A 21,525-nucleotide genomic window follows, 5' to 3' on the forward strand; every position below is an offset into this window, starting at 1 on the left:
ATCCCGGGGTTGCGGATTGTGAGGAGACAATTGAATACACTGATGAAGAAGACACGGAAGGAGGTGCCAGGTGAATACCGGTCCTCAGAATGATTGGTTCGAAAAGGACTTCTACAAGACCCTCGGCGTCTCCAAAGATGCTTCCGACGCAGAGATCAAAAAGGCCTATCGCAAGCTGGCACGCAAGTATCACCCGGATGCCAATCCCGGTGATGCCAAGGCTGAAGACAAGTTCAAAGAGCTCGGCCAGGCGCATCAGGTGCTCTCTGACAAGGAATCTCGCGAACAGTACGATCAGGTCCGCGCCATGGGCGGCGGCGCCAGGTTCACCGGTTCCGGAGGACCAGGAGGCGGCGCCGGCGGTGGATTCGACGACGTATTCTCCGACCTCTTCGGCGGCGGAGGCGGACGGACACGGACCCGCTCGCCCTACGGCGGAGGCGGGGGAGACGTACCCCCTGACCTCGCTGACCTGCTCAATGGATTCGGCGGAGGCGGCTACGGCGGAGGTGGTTTCGGAGGCGGCTATTCGCCACCGGTCAAGGGCGGGGACATCAAGTCCAACACCACTCTGTCCTTCACGGAAGCCATCAACGGCGCCTCGGTGAAGCTGAACATGCCGGGCGGGAAGCCTCTGACCGTGCGGACACCGATCGGCGTCAAGGACGGGCAGAAGATCCGACTGGCAGGCAAGGGCAAGACCAGCCCCAACGGCGGCGAGACCGGCGACGTGATCCTTACGATCAAGGTCAAGCCGCACCCCGTGTTCACCCGTGATGGTGACAATCTGCGGATGGACCTGCCGGTGAGCTTCGACGAGGCCGCCCTGGGCGCCGAGGTCAAGGTGCCGACGCTCGACGGAATGCCGGTGACGATGAAGATCGCTCCGGGCACACCATCGGGACGGACCATGCGTCTGCGCGGCAAGGGCGTGAAATCGAAGAAGGGCACCGGCGACCTGCTGGTGACCGCGGAGATCGTCGTCCCGCAGAACCTGTCGAAGGACGCCAAAGACGCTGTCGAATCATTCCGTACCGCGACCGAGAACGAGGATCCGCGGGATGGTCTGCTCGACAAAGCCAAGGCCAGTTGAGGTGGTGAAGCACAATGCACATATCGACCAGTGCAGCGGTGTACGTCATTTCGGTGGCGGCGGACCTCGCAGGAATGCACCCGCAGACGCTGCGACAGTATGACCGTCTGGGTCTCGTCATCCCTGAGCGTACCGCGGGCAGAGGCCGGCGGTACTCGGGACGAGACATCGCCAAGCTCCGGCTGATCCAGCAGCTCTCGCAGGACGAGGGCGTGAACCTGGTGGGCATCAAGAAGATCATTGATCTGCAGAACCAGGTCGATGCCCTCAAATCCCGGAACGAGGAGCTCGAGACCGAAGTCAGGTCTCAGATGTCTGCGAAGGAACGCGAAGCACGCGTCTTCGCTGCCGGCTCCGCGGGTGATGTCGTCTCGATTGCGCGCGGCAGACGTCCGCAGGGACGGCCCGAACCTGGCGCAATGGTTCTCTACAACAGGTTCCGGCGCAGGTGAACTGACTGCCAGCCGCTCTCAACCAGATCACGACATGACGAAGGGGCGATTCCAACCGGAATCGCCCCTTCGTCATGCCCGGATTCTGACTCCGGTTTCAGGTCCTGGGATCAGATCTCTGAAGGATCCTGAGCAACCTTCTTGCGACGCATGGTCATGGTGACTGCGGCTCCGCCGATGAGGAGGAGGGCAGCTCCGCCGACGAGGCCGGTCAGTTCGGTACCGGTGCGAGGCAGGTCGCCGCCACCGCCTCCGTTGCCGTCACCGCCTCCGCCATTGCCGCCGTCCTCATTGCCGTCGCTGCCACCGGCGTTGGCGTCATCGCTGACGGTGAAGGCCCCGGTCATCTCGTCGTCGCCGCAGGTGACGCTGACGTCGTAGTCGCCGAGGTAGGCCGAAGCATCATCGGCAGAGGTTCCGTAGACGTTGACGGAGGCCGTGCCCTCGTCGTCGGCTTTGACGGTGTTGTCGTAGGCGGTGACGTTCGAGTTGCCCTCAGGGGTGACAACGTAGTGAACGTCCGAGCCGGGCTCACAGTTCTCGACTGCCAGGGTGACGCCCTTGTTCTCCACGACGAAGTCAGCGGCGTCGATGGTCTCAGGCGAGACGGTCAGCGTGGCTTCGACCGCTGGCGTGGTCGGCTTCGGCTCTTCGGTCTCGTCTTCGGTAACGGTGAACTTGGCGTAGTTCGACACTTCTTCGGACTCAGCATCGACTGCGGAGACCGAGTAGTCGCCGGGATCGAGGCCGTCTTCGGGTGCTTCGACCGTGGTGTTGATCTTGCCGTCTTCGTCGGCCTTGACCTCGTCATGGAAGAAGGGCGACTGAGTTGCGTTCCCCATCACGTTGACTGTGCTTCCGGGGGTGAAGCCTTCACCAGTGACCTCGAGGCCATCCTTCTCGAAGTCGGAGGCCGAGATCTTCTTATCGTCGAGGGTGACCTTCGGGTCGACCTCGGGGGCCTCTGGCTCTTCGTTGTCAGCAATGACCTCGACCTGAGAAGGGATCTCCTTGGTCTCTTCGCCGCGGACGACGGAGATCGTGAAGTTGAGAGTACCCGGATCGATGGCGGCGGGATCGCCGGTCACGTTGTGGATGGTGAATTCCACGGAGTCGCCTTCGGCTGTCACCTCTTCACTAGTGAGGTTGTCCGTGACCACGTCTCCGGCTTCGAGGCCAGTGACTGTGACGGTGAAGCCCGGGTCGAGGAGATCGGTCTGGGTGATCTCTTTCGGCGAAACAGTGACAGCTGCTTCGATGGCCTGAGCCTCGCTGCCGTCCTCGGCAGCTTCGGTTTCATCTGCCTGGCTGCCGTTCTGGCTGACCTGAATGTTTGTCTGTCCGAAAGCGTCGGCTGTGGGTGCAGCCATTACGGGGGATGCGGCGAGGCCGGTGATGGCCAGGGCAACTGCGGGGGCGAGTGCAAGCTTCTTCATGATGTCCTTCGTCTGAGCAACTGAGGATGATCTCCTACGCAGGTAACAATAATGAAATATATACAACGAGCATAGTTGTGGTCGTTGTGTTCACCTTTGTTGTCCATATCCGTCACAGGCGTCGTTGGTGAGTTAGGACGGCGGACTTGTTGGAAATGCGTGTGGCCCCGACCGAAGTCGGGGCCACACCCATTCAAGCGCTCACATGATCAGTTTCATCGAGTGATCACTCTGCAGTACTTACTCAGAAGTCGGTGGGTGACTGTCCGATCTTCTTGCGGCGACCGGTCACGGCGATCGCTGCTCCACCGATGATGAGGAGGAGCGCTCCCGAGGCGAGACCGCCAAGGTCTATACCGGTGCGTGGCAGCTGGCTGCCATCGTTTCCGCCGTTGTCGCTTCCGTCGCTGCCGCCGCCGTCTGCGCCGGCGGTGACTGTGAACGATTCCTTCATCGAGTCATCGCCGCAGATTGCGCTGGCTGTGTAGGCGCCGACATATGCCGAAATATTGTCGGAGGTGCCGAAGACATTGACCGAAGCCTTGCCCTCGTCATCGGCTTTGACTGTGTTTTCGTACGCTGTGACCGGGATGCCCTTGGGTGTGACCGCGAAGTGCACGTCCGAGCCGGGCTCGCAGTCTTCGACTGCCAAGGTGACGCCCTTCTCCTCGTTGGCGAAGTCGGCGGCTTCAAGCATCTTCGGTGAGACCGTGAACGACGCTTCTGCTGGAGCCTCGGGAGTGTCCCCTCCGTCTCCATTGTCTCCGTCATCGCCGTCTCCTTTGTCTTCGGCGACGACATTGATGTTGCCCTTGAGCGTCTCCGACTCGGTTCCCTCACGGTCGATTGTGACCGTGAACGGCACCTTGCCCTCTTCGAGGTTGTCGGGATTGCCCTGGTAGTAGAGGTGGAGCTTGTAGTCGCCATCGGCGTCAGCGGTTTCCGTGTCCCCGGTCAGGGAGTCGGTGATCTTGTCACCCTTCTTGACACCTGAGACGGTGACGGTCACGCCCTTCTCCTTGTTGGCGAGATCCGCCGCTGTGATCTCTTTGGGATCGACCTTCAACGAGGCCTCGATCGGATCAACAGCGTCGTCATCTTCGGTGACGGTGACCTCAACGGGAGCAGATTCCTCGCTGGTCGTATCGTCGATGAAGGTGAGTGAGTACTTGCCTGCTTCGATCGATTCTGGCGCGGTCACAACTCCGCTGACATTGCCGTCCTCGTCGGCGGTGGCTTTGTCGGCCTGAGCGGCAGCGCGCTGTGTCGAAACGGCTTCGCCCCTAACGCTGACGGTGCCGCCGGGGGTGAAGCCCTCGCCGGTGAACTTGAGCCCGTCGTTCTTGAAGTCGGAGACCGTGATCTCGTCGGTGCTGAGTGAGACCTTCGGGTCGGCATCCGACACTTCGTCGACGACTTCGATTTCTCCTTTGAGGGTGACCGCCTCTTCACCTTCGCGATTGATCTCAACCGTGAAGGGGACCGGCCCTTCGTCGAGTTCTTCGGGATCGCCCTGGTAATAGACGCCGAACGTGAAGTTGCCGTCCGCGTCGACAGTCCTGCCCTCTTCAGTCAGGCTGTCGGTGACCGTATCCCCTTTTTCCGCATTCGACACGGTGACCTGGACGCCCTTGTCAGGGTCGGCGAGATCTTCTGGGGTCACTTCGTCGGGATCAACTGTGAGTTCTGAGTCAATGGCATCCTGGGCTTCGATGACCTCGGTTGAGCCTGAGAGGGTCGTCGCCGGAACGCCAGCACGCTGGACCTTGATGGTGAAGCTCTTCTTGCCCTCTTTGAGGTCTTCAGCATCGCCGGAGTAGTCGAGGGTGAGCGACTTGCTGCCGTCAGCAGAGGCTGTGGTGGCTGGAGCCGTCAGACCGGAGGTCGAGAGCTTATCGCCCTTCTCCAGGCCGGTGACCGTGACCTTGACGCCTTTGGTTGCGAGGTCTTCGGCCGTGATCGAGGAGTTGGAGACCTTCAGGCTGGCGTTGATCTTCTCGGCGTCGTCCTTGGCGTCGGAGTCGTCCTTCTTGGAGTCCTTGGAATCGTCGTCCTTAGGTGCAGGCTTCTTCGGATCCTTGGCATCATCGCCGGACTCCTCGTCTGCCTTGTCGTCGGCCTTCTTCTTATCGGCTGCTTTCTTGGCCGCGTCCTTTTTGTCCGCAGCCTTCTTCTCGGCTGCGTCCTTCTTCTCCTGCTCAGCCTTGGCCTTGGCAGCCTTCTCTTTGGCTTCTTTTTCAGCAGCAGCCTTTTCCTCGTCGGCCTTCTTCTGCTCTGCCTTCTCCTCGGCAAGCTTCTCGGCCTTTTCCTTCTTGACCTGCTCAGCCTTGGCAGACGCGGACTGAGTGGACGGGGCCTCGGCGGCGGCGACTGGGGCGGCCACCAGGCCGGTGAACGCGAGGGCCACGGCCGGCGCGAGAATGAGCTTCTTCATTGGAGTGCCTTCAATCTAGAAAGTGTGAGGGGATGCACATCTGACAGACATCCTAGGCACAGAGAATTCCCGAAACTACTTATGTACGTTTTGGTCAGGGTAAAACGCGGTAACACTTTGATGAATGAAATGAGCACTCAGAGACACTCTCGTGATGTGACCAGCCAGTAGCTGAGTTCGGCTGATCAGCTGCGCAACTGCTCTCATATGGCATGACACTCACGAATCTCAGACTGGCCAGGCCTCGGCCCGGATCTGCTTGCGCTGCTCCACTGTGGGCACGCGAACGGTCAGCGACGAGGGCATGACCTCCATCGCCAGATATCCGGACTGGCCGATCGGATCCCCGTCCAGCTGCACATCGAGTTCCTCGCCGGATTCGATGACGACCTTCTGGCATTTCCTGATGTCTGTGTGCAGGCCCTTCGACGTCTTCCGGCCCAGAACGGAGGCAAGGACGCCCACCCATTGGCCTAGGTTCTTCGGACTGACGATGAGGACGTCGAGCATCCCGTCATCGATGACGGCCTGTGGCAGCAGCTGAATGCCGCCCTGCAGCTTGCCGCAGTTGCCGCCGAGCACTGAACGCACACGTGCCGAGACCCGATAGTCGTCGTCGAAGGTCACCTTCACGTGACTGGGACGGCCGACGAGCTTCCTTGACCCGGCCTCGACATAGGCCAACCAGCCCAGTCGCGACTTGAGATCGGAATTCGTATCGGCCATGACTGCGGCATCGAAGCCCAATCCCGTCATCACGGTGAAGACATGCGAGTCCCCATCCTCGGCGGTCTTGGCGGTTCCGACGTCGATCTTGCGGTTGCGGCCCCACAGCGCGATCCGCAGCGCCCACTCGGTTTTGTCGAGGACGATGTCGAGGTTTCGCGAGAGCAGATTTCCGGTGCCCAGCGGAACGATCCCCATCGGTGTCGATGTCTCTGCCAGCGCCGAGGCGACGGCTCGGACTGTGCCGTCCCCACCGGCTGCGATGACGACGTCGACCCCCTCGTCGAGTGCGCGGGTTGCGGCGCCCTCACCGGAGTCCTCAGGCGTGGTCTCGATGACCAACGGTGGGTTCCAGCCTTCGAAACGGCAGATCGCCTCGGCGGTCGACGACAACCGGTTGACGTCGACCTTGGTCGGATTCACGACGAGAGCTGCCCGGTAGCGGGCGGAGTTCTCAGACTCTGGCGCATCGGGGTCATTGCCTCGGGCGTACTGCCTGACCCGGCTGAGGGCACGACGAGTCCCGGTGCGGTGGCCGACGAAGAACGCGACAAGCAGCACCACGACGATGCCGGCGACGACGAACCACGTCATCATGGGGTCCAATGCGATGGTCATGTCTCAAATTTACAGTGCCCATCTTGAGAGGGAGCTGGCCACCCACCTGAGCGACGCCCGAATGTCGAAAAGAGTCAAGGGCCGTTAAGCTGAGAGGGTGATCGATCTAGCGCTCCTCAGAGAAGACCCGGACCTGTTCAAGGCATCGCAGGAGGCCCGCGGCTCATCCGTCGACCTCGTTGACGAAGTCCTCGCCGCTGATTCCGCACGCCGCTCTGCCATCACGGCATACGAGGACGCGCGCGCCGATCAGAAGTCCTTCTCCTCTCAGATCGCGAAAGCGGCCAAAGAGGACAAGCCCGCGCTCATCGCAGAGGGCAAAGAGAAGTCTGCCAAGGTCAAGGCACTGCAGGCCGAGTCCGACGAGGCGAGCTTCGCATTCGACAAGCTCGCAGGAAAGCTTCCGAACCTCATCGTCGAAGGCATCCCCTCCGGCGGCGAAGAGAACTTCGTGACCCTGAAGACTGTGGGCGAACCGCGTGACTTCAGCACCGACGGCTTCGAACCGGCCGACCACCTCGAGATCGGGGAGACGCTCAAGGCGATCGACACCGCACGGGGTACCAAGGTCGCAGGTTCGCGCTTCCACTACCTCACCGGCTTCGGTGCCAAGCTGGAGATGGCCCTGCTCAACCTGGCCCGCGACGTGGCCGAAGAAGCCGGCTTCATCCCGACCATCACACCGACTCTGGTCAAGCCCGAAGTCATGCGCGGCACCGGATTCCTCGGCGAGCACGCCGACGAGGTCTACCGACTCGAAGCCGATGACCTGTTCCTCGTCGGCACCTCCGAGGTGCCCTTGGCCGGACTCCACATGGACGAGATCATCGACCTGAGCGACGGTCCGCTGCGCTACGCCGGAATCTCCTCCTGCTACCGCCGCGAGGCCGGCTCCTACGGGAAGGACACCCGCGGAATCATCCGCGTCCACCAGTTCCAGAAGGTGGAGATGTTCGCCTACGTCGAGGTCGAGGACGCCGCGGCCGAGCACGAGCGCATGCTGTCCCTGCAGGAGAAGATGCTGGGTCTGTGCGAACTGCCCTACCGCGTCATCGACACCGCGGCCGGCGACCTCGGAGACTCCGCGGCACGCAAATTCGACTGCGAAGCCTGGGTCCCGACACAGGACACCTACCGCGAACTGACCTCGACCTCGAACTGCACGACCTTCCAGGCACGCCGCCTGCAGGTCCGCGAACGCTACGACGGAGCCACCCGCCCCGTCGCCACACTCAACGGAACCATGGCCAACACCCGCTGGCTCGTCCCGATCCTGGAGAACCACCAGCAGGCGGACGGCTCGGTCACGGTTCCCGCGGCACTGCGCCCCTACCTCGGCGGCATGACCGCCCAGGGACCAGAGGGCCCGCGTTACTGAAGCCACGATCCTCAAGCTTGGAGAGAAATTGCCCGAACACCTCATCGCGCTCGACATCGACGGCACCATCGTCAACTACGACGGATCACTGTCCGACTCCGTCCGCCAGGTGCTGACCCAGCTCGCCGAAGCCGGTCATCACCTCGTCATCTCCACCGGACGGGCGCTGCCCGGAGCGCTTGAGGTCGTCCACGCGCTCGACCTCAAGGAGGGGTTCGTCGTCTGCTCGAACGGGTCCGTCGTCGTCAAGCTCGACCCGGCCTCGCCGCTGGGCTGGGAGATGCACCACGTCGTGACCTTCGACCCCAAGGACGCTCTGGAGAAGATGCACGAGGCACTGCCGAACGCACTGTTCCTCGTTGAGGACCCCGACCTGCACCGGTGGGCCTCAGGACCGTTCCCCGCGGGTGAGCTCGCGGAATCGGACACGCTCGACATCGTCGACTTCGAGCAGCTCCTGCAGAAGCGCGCCACCCGCATCGTCATGCGAGAGGTCAACGGCACTGCGGAGGAATTCGCCGAGGCTGTCGATCGTCTCGGTCTCCACGAAGTCAGCTATTCGGTGGGCTGGAGCAACTGGCTCGACATCGCCCCCGACGGGGTCTCGAAGGCCAGTGGCCTCGAACTCGTCGAATCCGAACTCGGAATCGACCACGAACTGAGCATCGGCGCCGGTGACGGACTCAACGACATCGAAATGATCGAGTGGGTTCATCACGGAATCGTCATGGGCCAGTCGAAGGATGTGCTCAAGCAGCACGCTTCAGTGGTGACGAAGTCGGTCGATGACGACGGCCTGGCCGTCGCTCTCGTCGACTACTTCCACCTCGACCGCGAGGTGCTTTCGCTCAGCGGTTCCCGCGCCACCCACACCTGAGGCTCAGCGGCCGCTCGTGCTGACGCGGCGATGCGACCGCGTACTTCGCTAAAAATACCCGACGTCACTAATTCATTGCGGCGCCGCCCGATATTAGTGACGTCGGGTATTTTTAGGGGCGTCCTGCGCGGGCATCGAGCACGGCACTCAGGTAACGTGCTACGCCATCCTCGTCGACTGCGTCGGTGACGGTGGCAGCGCAATCCTTCACTGACTGCAGCGCATTGCCCATGGCGACGCCGTGCCCGGCCCAGGTCAGCATCTCAATGTCGTTGGGCATGTCCCCGAACGCCATCACTTGATCACGGGCCACGCCGAGGTGGTCGCACAGTTCCTCGAGCGTCTTCGCCTTCGTGACACCTGCCGGAGCCAGTTCGACGAGACCGTTGACAGGGTCTGAGAACGAAGCATGGCAGTTCGCGGCGACCAGGGGATCAAGCAGCTCGTGGAGGGCCGCTGAGTCCTCGGAGCCGATGCTGACGAGGATCTTCACGACATCACGCGTGGCCAGCTCCGACAGGTCCTCCATGACGTGGGCCTGTCGGGGGTTGCGGGAGATGAAGTTCTTGTCGACGAGTCCGCCGGTGAGAGTCTCGAACGCGAAATGCGCCTCCGGGCGGGACGCGGTGATCGTGGCGATGATCTTCTCAATTTCGGAGAATTCGATCGTGTGAGCAGAGACCACACTCGCCGAGGCGATGTCATAGACGACTGCCCCGTTGAGGCAGATGACACGACCGAGGTCGGGTATCTGTGCCGCGATCGCCTCCAACCACCTGATCGGCCGACCGGTGACGAGGACGAAGGGGATGTCCATGTCCTGGCAGCGGTGGATCGCATCGATCGTGGCCGTGGAGATGGGCTTCCAATCAAGCAGAAGCGTGCCATCGATGTCGCTGGCGACGAGGCCCAGATCAAAGCCCTGAGGTGGTGTCATGACTGCCCCAGCCCATCCAGGTTCTCCTGAACGCGTTCGAGCAGCTGCGCAGCGTCGGAGATGAAGCGTGCGGTCGCCGTCGCGCTGGGGCCGATCTGTCGCCCGGCGATGATCTCGGTGCGGGCCATCGATGCGGCGAGCACCGCCTCGGCGACCTTCGACGAGGCCTTGGTCAGCAGCTCCGGAGTGTCACCGACAGCATTTCGGGTGTGGCCGGGAACGACCTGCCCGGAGACCGGGTGATGGGTGTTCAGCCGCGCAGTGATCTCGTCGACGACAGGCACCAGATCGTTGAGGCGCTTCGTCCCCTCGATGATCGTGTTCGCGTCGGCAGACGGACTTCGGCCGTCGGCCGACAGCTCGTGAATGGCCACCGTGGTGGTGTAGTAGCGGTCGACGGCGCGGATGAACCGGTCGCGGTTATGGCGCCAGAGTCCAGTCCCGAACTGCTGGTCGGGGCCCTTGCGCGAGGAGGATCCGCCCGGTTTTCGCAGCCCGGAGAAGATGTTCTTCACAGGTAGTTGCCGGTGCGGCGGTCGTCGGCGTCGTCCTGATTCTGGTCGTTGCCGGCTGCGCTCGGAGCGGTCCCGGGTGCCACCATTCCCGGTGGCAGCTGTCCATACCCGGCAAGCCCCTGCTGCGCCATCGCCTGCTGTGCCATGATCGCGGTCTGGATGCCGTGGAAGAGTCCCTCCAGCCAGCCGACCAGCTGGGCCTGGGCGATGCGCAGCTCGGAGTTCGTCGGAGGGCCATCGCTCGAGTCGAAGGGCAGGTCGAGGCGTTCGAGTTCGTCGATGAGATCCTTGGACAGGCCGTCCTCGAGCTCGTCGATCGACCGGCGGTGGATCTTTGCCAGACGCTCGCGGCCCTTCTCATCGAGGTCGGTGTTGCGAACCTCTTCGAGGAGCTGCTTGACCATGGTCCCGATCCGCATCACCTTCGCGGGGGAGGACACATCGACCTCGGACGATGACTCCTCGACGGATTCACCGGCGGGACCCGTCGGCTTTTCGGGAGTGCTGGTCATGATCGGACACCTTCTTCCTGCGCTGAAGCTCAGACGCGCTGGGCCTCAGTCTCAATGAACCTCAGACGTGCTGCTCGGACTTCGCAGCAGGCGTTGACTCGTCGACGATGAGCAGCACCTTTCCGATGCTCGCGCCCTCTTCCAAGGCGGTATGCGCTTTGGGCGCATCGGACAGGGGCATCGTCTCGTGGACGATCGGGCGGATGTCACCGGAGATCACTGCCGGCCACAGCTGTGCGGCCACCTCGGTGACGATCTCGATCTTCTGCTCCTTGGGCCGTGCCCGGAGCGTCGTGCCGGCGACCGACTTGCGTGGCTGCATGAGCGAGGCGATGCTGAGTTCGGCCTTCGCGCCGCCCTGCATGCCGATGATGACGAGGCGCCCGTCGGTGCCCAGGGCCTTGACGTTGGACTTCAGGTACTTCGCGCCGATGATGTCGAGGATGACGTCGGCGCCGGTGGAACCGTCGGGGCGAACGCAGATCTCGTGGACGCGTTCGACGAAGTCCTCGTCACGATAGTTGATGACGGCATCGGCGCCGAGGCTGCGGCAGAATTCGGCCTTGCGTTCGGATCCGACGGTGACGACGATCTTCACGCCGAGGTGCGCAGCGATCTGGATGGCGGCCGTGCCGATTCCCGATCCGCCGCCGTGGACGAGGAGCCATTCGCCGGCCTGGATGTTCGCGTTGCCGACGATGTTGGAATGCACGGTCGACAGAACCTCGGGCAGGCCCGCAGCCTCGGTGAGGTCGAGACTGTCAGGGACTGGAAGCAGCTGACCTGCGGGAACAGGGACCGACTCGGCATATCCTCCGCCGGAGAGGAGAGCGGCGACTCGATCGCCGACCTTCCACCCGGTGACCTCGGAGCCGAGCTCGGCGATCGTTCCGGAGACCTCGAGGCCCGGGATCAGCGTGGCACCGGCCGGTGGGTCGTAGAAGCCCTGGCGCTGCAGCAGATCGGCGCGGTTGACGCCGGCCGCGTGCACTGTGACCAGCACTTCGTCGGCCGCGATGTCCGGGGTCGGCTCCTCGGTGACCTGAAGGACTTCGGGGCCGCCTGGAGAGGAAATCGTGATTGCTCGCATGATTCCACTCTAGTGGTTCGGCCGAGATTCGGCCGAGGTCACTTCACGTCTGAGACCAGGCCCGCAGGGTCTCAGGCGAAGAGACGGAACATCGGTGAGTTCTGGTGCACGCGTTCGATCTCGATCTGCGAGGCGTCCATACGTTCGAGCAGGTTCGGCAGGTCCTCGGCATAGCCGAGTTCGATGCCGACGAAGGCAGGGCCGGTTTCACGATCAGAGCGTTTGACGTACTCGAACATCGCGATGTCGTCGTCGGGGCCGAGGATCTCGTTGAGGAAGCGACGCAGGGCGCCGGGCTCCTGCGGGAAGTCGACGATGAAGTAGTGCTTGAGGCCTTCGTGGACGAGTGAGCGCTCCAAGATCTCCGGGTAGCGGGAGATGTCGTTGTTGCCGCCGGAGACCAGGCACACGACGGTCGATCCCGGTTTGATGGCGATCGGCTTGCCCGTTCCCGGCTTCCCGATGGCGGCCGAGGCGATTGCCCCGGAGGGCTCGGCGATGATGCCGTCGACCTGGTACATGTCGAGCATCTCTGTGGCCACTGCGCCCTCGGCAACGGGGCGGACATCGACATCGAGGTCGGAGACGATGTCGTAGGTCAGTGCCCCGGCGCGCTTGACTGCGGTGCCGTCGGCAAAGGGATCGATGTTCTCCAAAGTCACCGGACGTCCGGCCTTGAGTGCTGCGATCATCGAGGCGGCACCCGCTGGTTCGGCGCCGATGACGGTGGTGGCCGGCAGGTTGTGAGCCGCATAGGCCGCGATTCCGGAGATCACTCCGCCGCCGCCGACAGGCACGATGATGTAGTCGGGTGCGGCCTCGAGCTGGGAGGCGATCTCCACGGCGACCGTGCCCTGGCCGGCGATGGTGCGAAGATCGTCGAAGGCCGAGACGAGCAGGGCATCGTTGCGTTCGGCGTGCCGGTGGGCCAGTGCTGATGCGTCGTCATAGGTGGAGCCGGAGATCTCGATCGTGACCCAGTCGCCGCCGAAGTGACGGACCCGGTCGACCTTCTGCCTCGGCGTGGTCTTGGGCACGAAGATGGTGCCCTGGATGCCCAGTTCCTTGCACGCGCGGGCGAAGCCCTGGGCATGGTTGCCCGCCGAGGCGCACACGACTCCGCGGGCACGCTCGGTCTCATCCAGCTGCAGCATGAAGTTGAACGCGCCGCGGATCTTGTACGAACGCACCATCTGCAGGTCCTCGCGCTTGAGGTAGACGGTGGAGCCGGTGGCGGCGGACAGCCGCTCCGAAATCTGCAGGGGAGACATGATCACAGAGTCGGCAATTCGCGTCGCGGCCGCTTCGACCTCGTTCGCGAGTGTCTGCTGCTGGGGTGATACGTCTTTTTTCAACACGACTCCATTGTGCTCCTTCTGTGTTGTCCTTGTGCAACTCGTTCCGAGATAAGGACACCCGGCAAGCTGCCCTACCAGCACTCCGCTGCCGCCGACCGGCACTGCGCTGGGGCGTTGAACGCACTGCGATGGGGTGCTGAAGGCACTGCGACGGGGCGTTGAAGGCAAGGAATGCGGTGCGGAGTTGATGATTTCTGGTGCGCCCTGAACAGCGCGAGGGCCGTAACATGATTGGATGGAAGATGCCCGTAATTCCTTCAAGGAGGCGACATGGCCATCAGCAGTGAGCTGGAGCAACTGTTAGCCAGCTGGATACCTCGGCAGTCGTGGTTTCCGAAGCACGCCGCAGACTTCGGTACCGACCCCGATATCACCCCGATGTCGGTGGCTCGCGCCTTTGTGTATAAGGCTGAGGAGCTCGGTGGTTTCGCCGGTCTCGTGACCGTGATCTCTGTCGGTGACGGTCCGACCCTGCGTCGGCTCAACATCCCGCTCTCACTGCGCGGAGTCGAAGACATGCACCTGCGCAAGTCGCTGATCGGTCGGATCGATGACCTCGCACTGGGACCGGTCTTCGTCTATGACGGTGCGGCAGACCCCGTCTTCGTCAATCTCATGGCCGACGCGATCACCAAGCGCAAGGTCTTCGACGGCGGCCAGCTGAGCACAGAATCGCTGCGCCACAGCCAGGAGAAGGCAGCAGCATCGCGAGAGAGCCAGCCTGCACAGTCTTCGGTGCCGGCGGCGTCGGCTGCGTCTCGGTCAGCCTCGGGCAGCGGCAATTCCCCCGCCGAGGTGGTCCCACCGAAGCCATCGAAGGCTGCGTTGGTCACGGACTCTCGTGAAGAGCTGCCCATCGACATCCGTCCCATTGAGGTCACCGACTCCGGCGCCCACAAATCGACGGTCATCATCCACGACGAGTACGAGCCGATGGAGCTCAGCTTCTTCCGTGTGCTCGAGAACGGGATGCCGTCATCGCTGACGATCCCGGTTCTGCTCACCGAGGCGGGCTCCCGCAGTGTTCCCGAAGTCATCGGCTGGGGCTCGGGTCGGTGGTACGACATGTTCGAGGTCACCGAGATGGAGGCTCCGATGGCGCTGCTGTCGCATGTGGACGTCGACGCCGAACCCGCCTGGCGCGAAGCAGTGGACATCGTCTGCGCCGTCGATTCCGGATCGATCGGTGCCTATAACGCTCAGGCCGCAGAGATGGGCCGCCGCATCGGTGAGCTCCACTCAGACATGGCCGCCGAATTCGGCATCGTCGAAGGTCGGGGCGAGCCGACGAGGCTTCTGGCTAAGAAGTGGATTGAGCGCATCGACTGGGCACTGGGCCGTGCGCCGCTGGCCCTGGAGTCCCTGGTGCCCGAACTGCGTGCCCACCGCGTGAAGCTGCAGTCGCTGAATACGATCGGTGTGCTGCAGAAGATCCATGGCGAGCTGACTCTTGATCACGTAGTGAGCTCAGGAACCGACGGCTACTCGGTCGTGAAGTTCACGGACTCGACGAACTCGGATCCGAAGCCGGTGGCACTCGACCTCGTGGCATTGCTGCGCAGCGTTGACTACGCGGCCGGATTCGCACGATTGCAGCGGACCGGCGAGCTCGAATCCGAGGACGGCGGTCTCGTCGTCAACGGCTTCGGCAATGACGCGTCAGCGCTGCGGGCCATCTACGATTCCCCGGAATTCCTCTGGGCCTCGCAGGTGCAGAACTCGCTGCTCAGCGGTTATTCTCGTGCCCGTGGCGAAAGCCTGGGTCTCGGCGATCCTGTCCTGCGCGCGGCCCTCATCGACAGGCTCCTTGTGGAGGTCGTCACCGAACTGCGCAATCGTCCCAACTGGCTCTCGGTTCCGCTGTCGACCTTGGCTTTGGTGCTCCAGGGCAAGCCGGCTCGTTCCGGTGACACTCCTGCCGAGGCGGAACTCAGCGTTCCCGCGACCGCCGCAGAGGTTTCGAGTGCCACGGAGGCAACGAGCGACACGGTGGCTTCAAGCGACGAAGACAATTCGAGTGACGCGGATGAATCGCGGACGCCCGATCTCGTGGTCGAAGCCGACGAGGCTCTCGCTGACGCGGACACCGCGGCGGACGCTGACTCCGAGGTCAGCAAGGACGCTGGGACCGACACCGCCTCCGAGGCAGGCAAGGACGTAACGGCTGACACCGACTCTGTGATCAACACGGACGCTGCCGACACCGAGGTCGACCCAGACAATGCTGCTGACACGGACGCTGCTGACGCCGACACCACAGCCAACACCGGCCCTGTGACCGAAACAGACAGTGCTGCTGGCGCGGACACCGCCGTCGACACGGACGCCGACACCACCGTCGACACGTACTCCGAGACAACAGCATCCGCTGAACCTCAGCCACGTTCCGCACCCCGGCAGGAACCGACGGCGCAGTTCACCGGCGCTGCCCGGCCGAGCAGGATTCGTCGCCCAAGCCTCGCCGAGCAGTCGGCCTTCGACGATGAGGAGTTCGAGGACGAAGAGGACGAGTTCGTCGTCTCGCCCGTGCCTGCTACTTTCGCTGCGCGCGGTGCCGCCCCGGAGGATTCGGATTCGACTGGTCGACACGTCGTGCAGGAGGAGCAGCCGCGGACTGATGAGTCCGAAAAGTCACAGACTGATATGTCTGAGCAGATGCACACTGATGCATCTCAGCAGGGCAGCGGCTCAGCGAAGCACTGACGCCGGTCCGTCGGGAACCGATTAGCAGATGACAATCGGTTTGTGAGAAACTGTTGTGGCTCAGCCTCGTGCGGAGCAGGCCGTGGTTCATTGCGAACCCTTGGAAGCGTGTCCGAGCGGCCGAAGGAGATGGTCTTGAAAACCATTGAGCGGCAACCCCGCTCCGTGGGTTCGAATCCCACCGCTTCCGCAAAGTGAAAGTCCCCGTTCGCATCGTGAAAACGACAGCGACGGGGACTTTCTCACAACAAGCCCAGCCCAGCGCGGCCGGAACTTACTCCTGAACTGCCTCCGGTTCGGACATCTCAGCGTCGGCCTCGGGGTCGTCGAAGCTGCGGACTGTGCGCTTGAAGCCGCGGGTGAGCACGGCCAGGTAGATGACGCCGATGGCCAGCCAGATCGCGCCGCCGATCAGTGCGGTCTCGTGCAGACTCACCCACAGGATGCCGGTGAGTACTGCGCCGATCGCCGGCATCACCACGTAGTTGAACGCCGACTTGAAGTCGACCACCTGTCTGGTGCGGAACGCGAAGTGCGCAATCACGGTGAGGTTGACGAAGGTGAAGGCGATGAGGGCTCCGAAGTTGATCAGCGCGGAGATGAACTCGAGGCTGAACGACATCGCCAACAGGCAGACCGCGCCGACCAGGATGATGTTGAACATCGGGGTGTGAGTCTTCGGGTGGATGTAGCCGAAGGCCTTGCGCGGCAGCACGCCATTGCGTCCCATCACCAGCAGCATGCGCGAGACCGAGGCATGGGAGGCCAGGCCCGATGCCACAGTGGCGGCGAAGGCAGCTGCGAGGAAGAAGCCCATGAAGACGTGCCCTCCGGTGAGGAGACCGATCTCCGGCAGGGGGTCGTCGACGACGCTGAACTGCGAATTGTCGGGAAAGAGCTGTTGAGCGAAGTAGCTGGCGACGAGGAAGATGAGTCCACCAGCGACCACTGTCAGCAGAATCGCCTTGGGCATGAGGTTCACATGCTTGGCCTCATTGGTGTACATCGTCACAGCATCGAAGCCGATGAAGGAGAAGCAGACCACGGTGGCGCCAGTGAGCAACGCGGACATGTGCACGCCCTCATGCATGAAGGGCTCGGCGCTGAAGACGATTCCGGATCCCTCGCCGTTGGTCAGATTGACGACGGCGATGATGCAGAAGAGAGCGACCATGGTGACGGCGAAGACAAGGAGGACGGCGTTGAAGTTGGCCGTTCCGCGCATGGAGGTGGTGACGATGCCGGTCATGATCACGGTATAGAGGACCACCCACACCCAGGCGGGGGCATCGGGAACCAGCGACTCCATATACAGGCGGGCGATGAGGCAGTTGACCATCGGCAGCAGCAGGTAGTCCATGAGCGAGGTCCAGCCGACCAGGAAGCCGAGTCCCGGGCTCATGGTTTCGCGAGTGTAGGTGTAGGCCGAACCCGCTGTCGGGAAGACCTTGACCATCTTTCCGTAGCTGAAGGCCGTGAAGATCATGACGATGAGCGCGACGAGGTACGCGGCGGGCACCGCCCCGTCGGTTTCGTCCGACACGATCCCGAACGTATCGAAGACCACCGTCGGCGTCATATATCCGAGACCGAGCCCGACGATGGACCATAGCCCGAGGTTGCGTTTCAGTGACCCTGACGCAGCCATATCAATCCTCCCCAATGAGTCTTGCCGAATGTCGCAGCGCTCCCACCCGACCGTGCGTTCGCACAGGCGCATAAGTGATCTGCGCCATAGACACTATCCTCTGTACAACCGAAAACGCAATCATTCTCACGAAACGAAACGATAACTTCAGCTAAGGCGGGATATTCACAACGAATCCAGTAGCCCCAGTTGCTGATTGCTCGTATAGATTCGAGTCCGGATCAGGTGCCCAACGCCAGCACTTCGCGCAGGGCCTTGTGCTCATCACGGCGCCGAGGTGGTGGCGCCGCACCACGCTTCCTCCACCACGCTTATCCCATCCCGCCTATCGAACGACTTTTCAGTACCAGCGAAAAGAGAGTAGGTTGATCAGCATTGGCAATGTCGGCCCGCAGAAGTACGGGCTCGCAATGGTTCGGTCCCAACGGGACCGGCCATCATGCTCGACGAAGAGAGGCAACGGCGAACAATGGCGATCGAAACACTCAGCTCGGCGCAGTCGAAGGCGTGGAAAGACAGAGTTCTGCCCCCAGTGGAGAACGTTGCCGAAGGCGTCTGGGCGATCCCAGTCCCGATCCCCAACAACCCACTCGTCTACACCTACTGCTACGGCATCGCGGACGGCTCGGGTCTGATCCTCATCGATCCCGGTTGGGACGGCAAGGACCAGTACCTGGCGCTCACCTCGGCGCTGGGATCACTGGGATTCACTGTCGCGAACGTGCACGGGATCGCCATCACCCATTACCACCGCGATCACATCGGGCTGGTTCCCGCGCTGCTCCACAAGAACCCTGACATGTGGGTCGCCATGCACGGCGAAGATCTGCGCTCGATCAAGCGGTTCTTCTCCCAGAGCGTGGATCTGGGCACCGGCGTCGACCCGAGCATCAACATCGCTCGCGCCTACGGAGTTCCCGAAGACCGCTGGTCCGAGGTCGAGAGCCTCCAGGTCAGCAAGAAGGACGGCAGTAAGAAGGACAAGGGCGGCGCCGGATCCAAGGACGACTTCGCGCTGCTGATGAGCAGCATGCCCGACAGCATCACCATCCTCGAGGACGGCTCCGAACTGCCGCTGGAATCCGGCGCGCTGCGGGCGCTGTGGACACCGGGCCACACCTACGGCCACTCGGTCTTCATCCGCGATGAGGACCAGCTGCTGTTCTCGGGCGACCACGTGCTTCCGACGATCACCCCGAACATCGGGCTCGACAGCGGCGCAATCACGCACAGCCTCGGCGACTATCTGGGTTCTCTGGACAAAATCGGCCAGCTGGACGCCGAGGTGGCGGTCCTGCCGGCGCACGGGTTCCGCTTCCAGGGTCTCCACGACCGCAGGCGTGAACTCGTCGACCATCATCAGCAGCGTCTGGATGAGATCACCGCGCGCATGGAGGCCACCGAGGACCACAGCGTCTACTCGATCGCGCAGGGCCTGCACTGGTCGCGCGGATTCGAATCGCTGCACAACTTCAACCTGTTCGCCGCCCTGGCAGAGACCGCCGCCCACATGCACTACCTGGACATCGAAGTCGGAGCGGGGTCGCTCGTCCCACAGGCGTAAGGCGAGCACGCCCCAGTGAGAAGAGGAGACGCTGATGAGCACCGAATACGTTCCCGCAGCCGAGGTCAGGCCCGAGACCTTCATCTCGCGAGCCGCTGACCACGTCCAGCGCGGTGCCCAGCGCGGGCGTGAGCTGCGCACGGGCATCGAATCCGCGATCGCCGGCTACCGGCGCTACTTCGAATTCCTGTCCATCGCCGAGGCGGACGTCCGTACCGCTGCCGCGTCGAGTCACGCACGTCTCCAGGCATGGTCGCCGGAGGCCGCCGAGGAGGTCGCGGCCGTAGCCGAGGGCGCGCAGGTGCCCGTGGACGAACTGATGGAGGTCATCGCCCGCACGGAGATCATGACCCTGGCACCGGCCTCGGCGACGGAGTGCTCGACCGTGAGCTTCACCCGCCCGGGAAGCTCGCTTGCCGCGCAGAACTGGGATTGGGCTGCCGACTTCTCGACGCTGTGGCACATCAACGATGTGGGCGCTGTGCCCGGCCAGCAGCGTCATGTGGGCATCGCCGAATACGGGATGCTCGGCAAAATCGGACTCAACGAAGCCGGAGTCGGCGTCCTGCTCAACATCCTCAAGCACGAGGGCGACGGGGCCGGTGGAGTGCCCATCCACATGATCCTCGAACGCGTCCTGTCGACGGCGACGACACTGGACGAGGCGCTCGAAATCATCCACTCGGCGCCCACCACCTCCTCGTCGATCATCACGGTGGTCACCGCCGACGAGGTGGTTCAGGTCGAGATCGCCAACGCCCAGAAACGTGAGCGACGAGCCGGAGGGGCGAGCACATCGCCGGGCTCGGAGTCAGGATTCCTGCTGCACACGAACCACTTCCTCCACCCCGACCTCGTCCCCGGAAGCCTCGAGCTCAACGCGACGTCGACCTCACGGGCACGCCACGCTCACCTCGAGCGGCGACTGGAGGAATACTCCGCCCGAGCCGGAACTTCAGGTCCTCCTGAGTCGACGGCCGAGCTCATCGATCTTCTGATCACAGGGCCAGACGAAGCGCCCGTGTCCTGCACCCCGACTCCAGGTGCCGCCTACGGGGACCGGTCGGCGACCCTGGTCACCGTGCAGATCGACCCGAAGCGCAAGCAGATCGACCTGGCTCCCGGTTCACCGGCAGACGGAATGCAGGGCAACCGCCGCTATCAGCTCTGAGCTGTGAACGTCAGGCATCAGCGGCTTCGCTTGCTGCCTCTTCTTCGCGCATCGAGATGATCGTGTCGAGGCCGGAGGCGATCGAGTTCGAATCATCGAGCGCCGTCTGAGCCAGGCGCCACGGCACCATGTCGAGGTTCTGATCGCCGACGCGGAATCGGATGAATGGCTGCCTGCTGCGGGGGTCATCGGCCTCGAGGTTCGCGCCGTAGCGCCACTGTCCGAAACCGATCCTCCGGATGGACTCGCCGATGAAGCGCATCGCTCCGGCGACGAACTCAGTCTCGTCTTCCGTCATCATCTCATCGCGGGAATCGTAGCGGGCCTTGAGCTGCTTACCCAGCCGGACCAGCGCCTCGCGTCCGAATTCCCATGAGGACGGATCGGCTTGTTCCTGTGTCCAGGCGGCGATGCCCGGTTCCACGGTGCCGATGAAGCGGGAGAGGAACTCGACCTCTTCCTCGCTGGAATTCTCAGCGGTGAGCATCCCCATCGCCAGGCCGGTGCAGCTGCGCTTCGGCTCGCCGTCACCGCCGAGGTTCTCGCGGGCCTTGGTCAGGACAGCCGTGAAGACCTCGGCGGTCCGGGCATCGACCGCGGCGAGGATGATCGCCAGGATGGGAATGGGCTCACCCTTCAGCGGACCCTCTTCGGTGTCCGGGCGGATGAAGGGCATCCCGTTTCCGGTCTCCTCGTCGTGATCCCAGGCTCCGCCGATCGCACGGAGGTAGGTCTCGCCGAGGTAGCGGATGAGACCCTCGACGAATCTGCGGTTCTCCGGGTCGATCACCTCGTCAGGGGAGGAGAATTGGGAGAGGACGAAGAACTCGAGCATCGGCAGAGACTTGGGACCGAAGTCCTTGGGGAACGGCACCGTGTCCCCGTCTTCCTTGTCGAAGGTCTCGGGCAGGTCGGCGAGGACGAAGGCGCCGAGGCGGACATCCATGTTGTTGATGAAGGCGTAATATTCGCGCTGTAGTTCATTCACGGCCACCACTTTAGTGCCTTGGTGC

Annotated in this window: 17 protein-coding genes and 1 tRNA gene; 8 read left to right on the forward strand and 10 right to left on the reverse strand. The window is 63.0% G+C overall.

The genetic code is table 11. The annotated features are described in order from the left end of the window. The first annotated feature begins 70 nt into the window (after positions 1-70). Both HU144_RS05905 and HU144_RS05910 read left to right on the forward strand, forming a co-directional pair. Positions 71-1,093, forward strand: a complete 1,023-nt coding sequence (locus tag HU144_RS05905) for a DnaJ C-terminal domain-containing protein (protein ID WP_235350535.1) — start codon at positions 71-73, stop codon at positions 1,091-1,093. A gap of 14 nt (positions 1,094-1,107) precedes the next feature. Then, the gene (locus HU144_RS05910; protein WP_235350536.1) at positions 1,108-1,545 is read left to right on the forward strand and encodes a heat shock protein transcriptional repressor HspR; all 438 of its coding nucleotides are present in this window, start codon (positions 1,108-1,110) and stop codon (positions 1,543-1,545) included. Positions 1,546-1,655: 110 nt separating this feature from the next. Here HU144_RS05910 and HU144_RS05915 read toward each other — a convergent pair whose 3' ends face one another. The 3 genes from HU144_RS05915 to HU144_RS05925 all read right to left on the reverse strand — a co-directional run bounded on the left by HU144_RS05915 (position 1,656) and on the right by HU144_RS05925 (position 6,759). Continuing rightward, positions 1,656-2,981 carry a hypothetical protein gene (locus HU144_RS05915; RefSeq protein ID WP_235350537.1) on the reverse strand — a complete coding sequence of 442 codons (1,326 nt, stop codon included), beginning with the start codon at positions 2,979-2,981 and terminating at the stop codon, positions 1,656-1,658. 244 nt (positions 2,982-3,225) lie between these two features. After that, the gene (locus HU144_RS05920; RefSeq protein WP_235350538.1) at positions 3,226-5,415 is read right to left on the reverse strand and encodes a hypothetical protein; all 2,190 of its coding nucleotides are present in this window, start codon (positions 5,413-5,415) and stop codon (positions 3,226-3,228) included. Positions 5,416-5,643: 228 nt separating this feature from the next. Then, on the reverse strand, positions 5,644-6,759 hold the full coding sequence (locus HU144_RS05925) for a diacylglycerol/lipid kinase family protein (protein WP_235350539.1): 1,116 nt from the start codon (positions 6,757-6,759) through the stop codon (positions 5,644-5,646). A 97-nt stretch (positions 6,760-6,856) separates the two neighbouring features. On the opposite strand from HU144_RS05925, the gene serS reads away from it, so the two are divergent. Then, a complete protein-coding gene (gene serS, locus HU144_RS05930) occupies positions 6,857-8,137 on the forward strand; it encodes a serine--tRNA ligase (protein ID WP_235350540.1) in 1,281 nt (426 codons plus the stop codon). A gap of 28 nt (positions 8,138-8,165) precedes the next feature. Beyond that, entirely contained in the window at positions 8,166-9,014 is an 849-nt protein-coding gene (locus tag HU144_RS05935; RefSeq protein WP_235350541.1) for an HAD family hydrolase, read from the forward strand. A 112-nt stretch (positions 9,015-9,126) separates the two neighbouring features. On the opposite strand, the gene HU144_RS05940 is transcribed toward HU144_RS05935, so the two are convergent. The 5 genes from HU144_RS05940 to ilvA all read right to left on the reverse strand — a co-directional run bounded on the left by HU144_RS05940 (position 9,127) and on the right by ilvA (position 13,426). Then, positions 9,127-9,951, reverse strand: a complete 825-nt coding sequence (locus HU144_RS05940) for an HAD family hydrolase (RefSeq protein ID WP_235350542.1) — start codon at positions 9,949-9,951, stop codon at positions 9,127-9,129. After that, on the reverse strand, positions 9,948-10,466 hold the full coding sequence (locus HU144_RS05945; RefSeq protein ID WP_235350543.1) for a hypothetical protein: 519 nt from the start codon (positions 10,464-10,466) through the stop codon (positions 9,948-9,950). Before HU144_RS05945 ends, HU144_RS05940 begins: the two co-directional genes overlap by 4 nt. Next, complete coding sequence (locus HU144_RS05950; protein ID WP_328284276.1) at positions 10,463-10,978, reverse strand: proteasome activator; 516 nt, start codon at positions 10,976-10,978, stop codon at positions 10,463-10,465. The genes HU144_RS05945 and HU144_RS05950 overlap by 4 nt, the downstream gene beginning before the upstream one ends. 61 nt (positions 10,979-11,039) lie before the next feature. Beyond that, positions 11,040-12,068: an NAD(P)H-quinone oxidoreductase gene (locus HU144_RS05955; protein WP_235350544.1), complete on the reverse strand. Its 1,029-nt coding sequence runs from the start codon at positions 12,066-12,068 to the stop codon at positions 11,040-11,042. Positions 12,069-12,139: 71 nt separating this feature from the next. Further along, on the reverse strand, positions 12,140-13,426 hold the full coding sequence (gene ilvA, locus HU144_RS05960; protein ID WP_235350545.1) for a threonine ammonia-lyase IlvA: 1,287 nt from the start codon (positions 13,424-13,426) through the stop codon (positions 12,140-12,142). A gap of 270 nt (positions 13,427-13,696) precedes the next feature. Here ilvA and HU144_RS05965 point away from each other — a divergent pair, with 270 nt between their 5' ends. Further along, positions 13,697-16,129 carry a maltokinase N-terminal cap-like domain-containing protein gene (locus HU144_RS05965; RefSeq protein ID WP_235350546.1) on the forward strand — a complete coding sequence of 811 codons (2,433 nt, stop codon included), beginning with the start codon at positions 13,697-13,699 and terminating at the stop codon, positions 16,127-16,129. 102 nt (positions 16,130-16,231) lie between these two features. Then, positions 16,232-16,319 (forward strand) — tRNA-Ser (locus HU144_RS05970). Between the two features lie 84 nt (positions 16,320-16,403). Here the strand turns inward: HU144_RS05970 and HU144_RS05975 are convergent. Further along, positions 16,404-17,777: an APC family permease gene (locus tag HU144_RS05975; RefSeq protein WP_235350547.1), complete on the reverse strand. Its 1,374-nt coding sequence runs from the start codon at positions 17,775-17,777 to the stop codon at positions 16,404-16,406. A 469-nt stretch (positions 17,778-18,246) separates the two neighbouring features. Here HU144_RS05975 and HU144_RS05980 point away from each other — a divergent pair, with 469 nt between their 5' ends. Both HU144_RS05980 and HU144_RS05985 read left to right on the forward strand, forming a co-directional pair. Further along, complete coding sequence (locus tag HU144_RS05980) at positions 18,247-19,341, forward strand: MBL fold metallo-hydrolase (RefSeq protein ID WP_235350548.1); 1,095 nt, start codon at positions 18,247-18,249, stop codon at positions 19,339-19,341. Between the two features lie 34 nt (positions 19,342-19,375). Then, complete coding sequence (locus HU144_RS05985) at positions 19,376-20,512, forward strand: C45 family autoproteolytic acyltransferase/hydolase (RefSeq protein ID WP_235350549.1); 1,137 nt, start codon at positions 19,376-19,378, stop codon at positions 20,510-20,512. A gap of 10 nt (positions 20,513-20,522) precedes the next feature. Here the strand turns inward: HU144_RS05985 and HU144_RS05990 are convergent, their stop codons facing one another. Beyond that, the gene (locus tag HU144_RS05990) at positions 20,523-21,500 is read right to left on the reverse strand and encodes a hypothetical protein (protein WP_235350550.1); all 978 of its coding nucleotides are present in this window, start codon (positions 21,498-21,500) and stop codon (positions 20,523-20,525) included. Positions 21,501-21,525: the final 25 nt, after the last annotated feature.

This window comes from Brevibacterium sp. UCMA 11752 (genome assembly GCF_021532235.1).
GTDB classification, from domain to species: Bacteria; Actinomycetota; Actinomycetes; order Actinomycetales; family Brevibacteriaceae; genus Brevibacterium; species Brevibacterium antiquum.

Excerpts from the sequence above, each read along its gene's own strand:
- HU144_RS05925 (WP_235350539.1), bottom strand. The coding sequence starts at position 6,759 with ATGACCATCGCATTGGACCCCATGATGACGTGGTTCGTCGTCGCCGGC.
- HU144_RS05955 (WP_235350544.1), bottom strand. The coding sequence starts at position 12,068 with ATGCGAGCAATCACGATTTCCTCTCCAGGCGGCCCCGAAGTCCTTCAG.
- HU144_RS05910 (WP_235350536.1), top strand. The coding sequence starts at position 1,108 with ATGCACATATCGACCAGTGCAGCGGTGTACGTCATTTCGGTGGCGGCG.
- HU144_RS05915 (WP_235350537.1), bottom strand. The coding sequence starts at position 2,981 with ATGAAGAAGCTTGCACTCGCCCCCGCAGTTGCCCTGGCCATCACCGGC.
- HU144_RS05950 (WP_328284276.1), bottom strand. The coding sequence starts at position 10,978 with ATGACCAGCACTCCCGAAAAGCCGACGGGTCCCGCCGGTGAATCCGTC.
- HU144_RS05985 (WP_235350549.1), top strand. The coding sequence starts at position 19,376 with ATGAGCACCGAATACGTTCCCGCAGCCGAGGTCAGGCCCGAGACCTTC.
- HU144_RS05965 (WP_235350546.1), top strand. The coding sequence starts at position 13,697 with ATGGCCATCAGCAGTGAGCTGGAGCAACTGTTAGCCAGCTGGATACCT.
- HU144_RS05920 (WP_235350538.1), bottom strand. The coding sequence starts at position 5,415 with ATGAAGAAGCTCATTCTCGCGCCGGCCGTGGCCCTCGCGTTCACCGGC.
- HU144_RS05980 (WP_235350548.1), top strand. The coding sequence starts at position 18,247 with ATGGCGATCGAAACACTCAGCTCGGCGCAGTCGAAGGCGTGGAAAGAC.
- HU144_RS05975 (WP_235350547.1), bottom strand. The coding sequence starts at position 17,777 with ATGGCTGCGTCAGGGTCACTGAAACGCAACCTCGGGCTATGGTCCATC.
- HU144_RS05940 (WP_235350542.1), bottom strand. The coding sequence starts at position 9,951 with ATGACACCACCTCAGGGCTTTGATCTGGGCCTCGTCGCCAGCGACATC.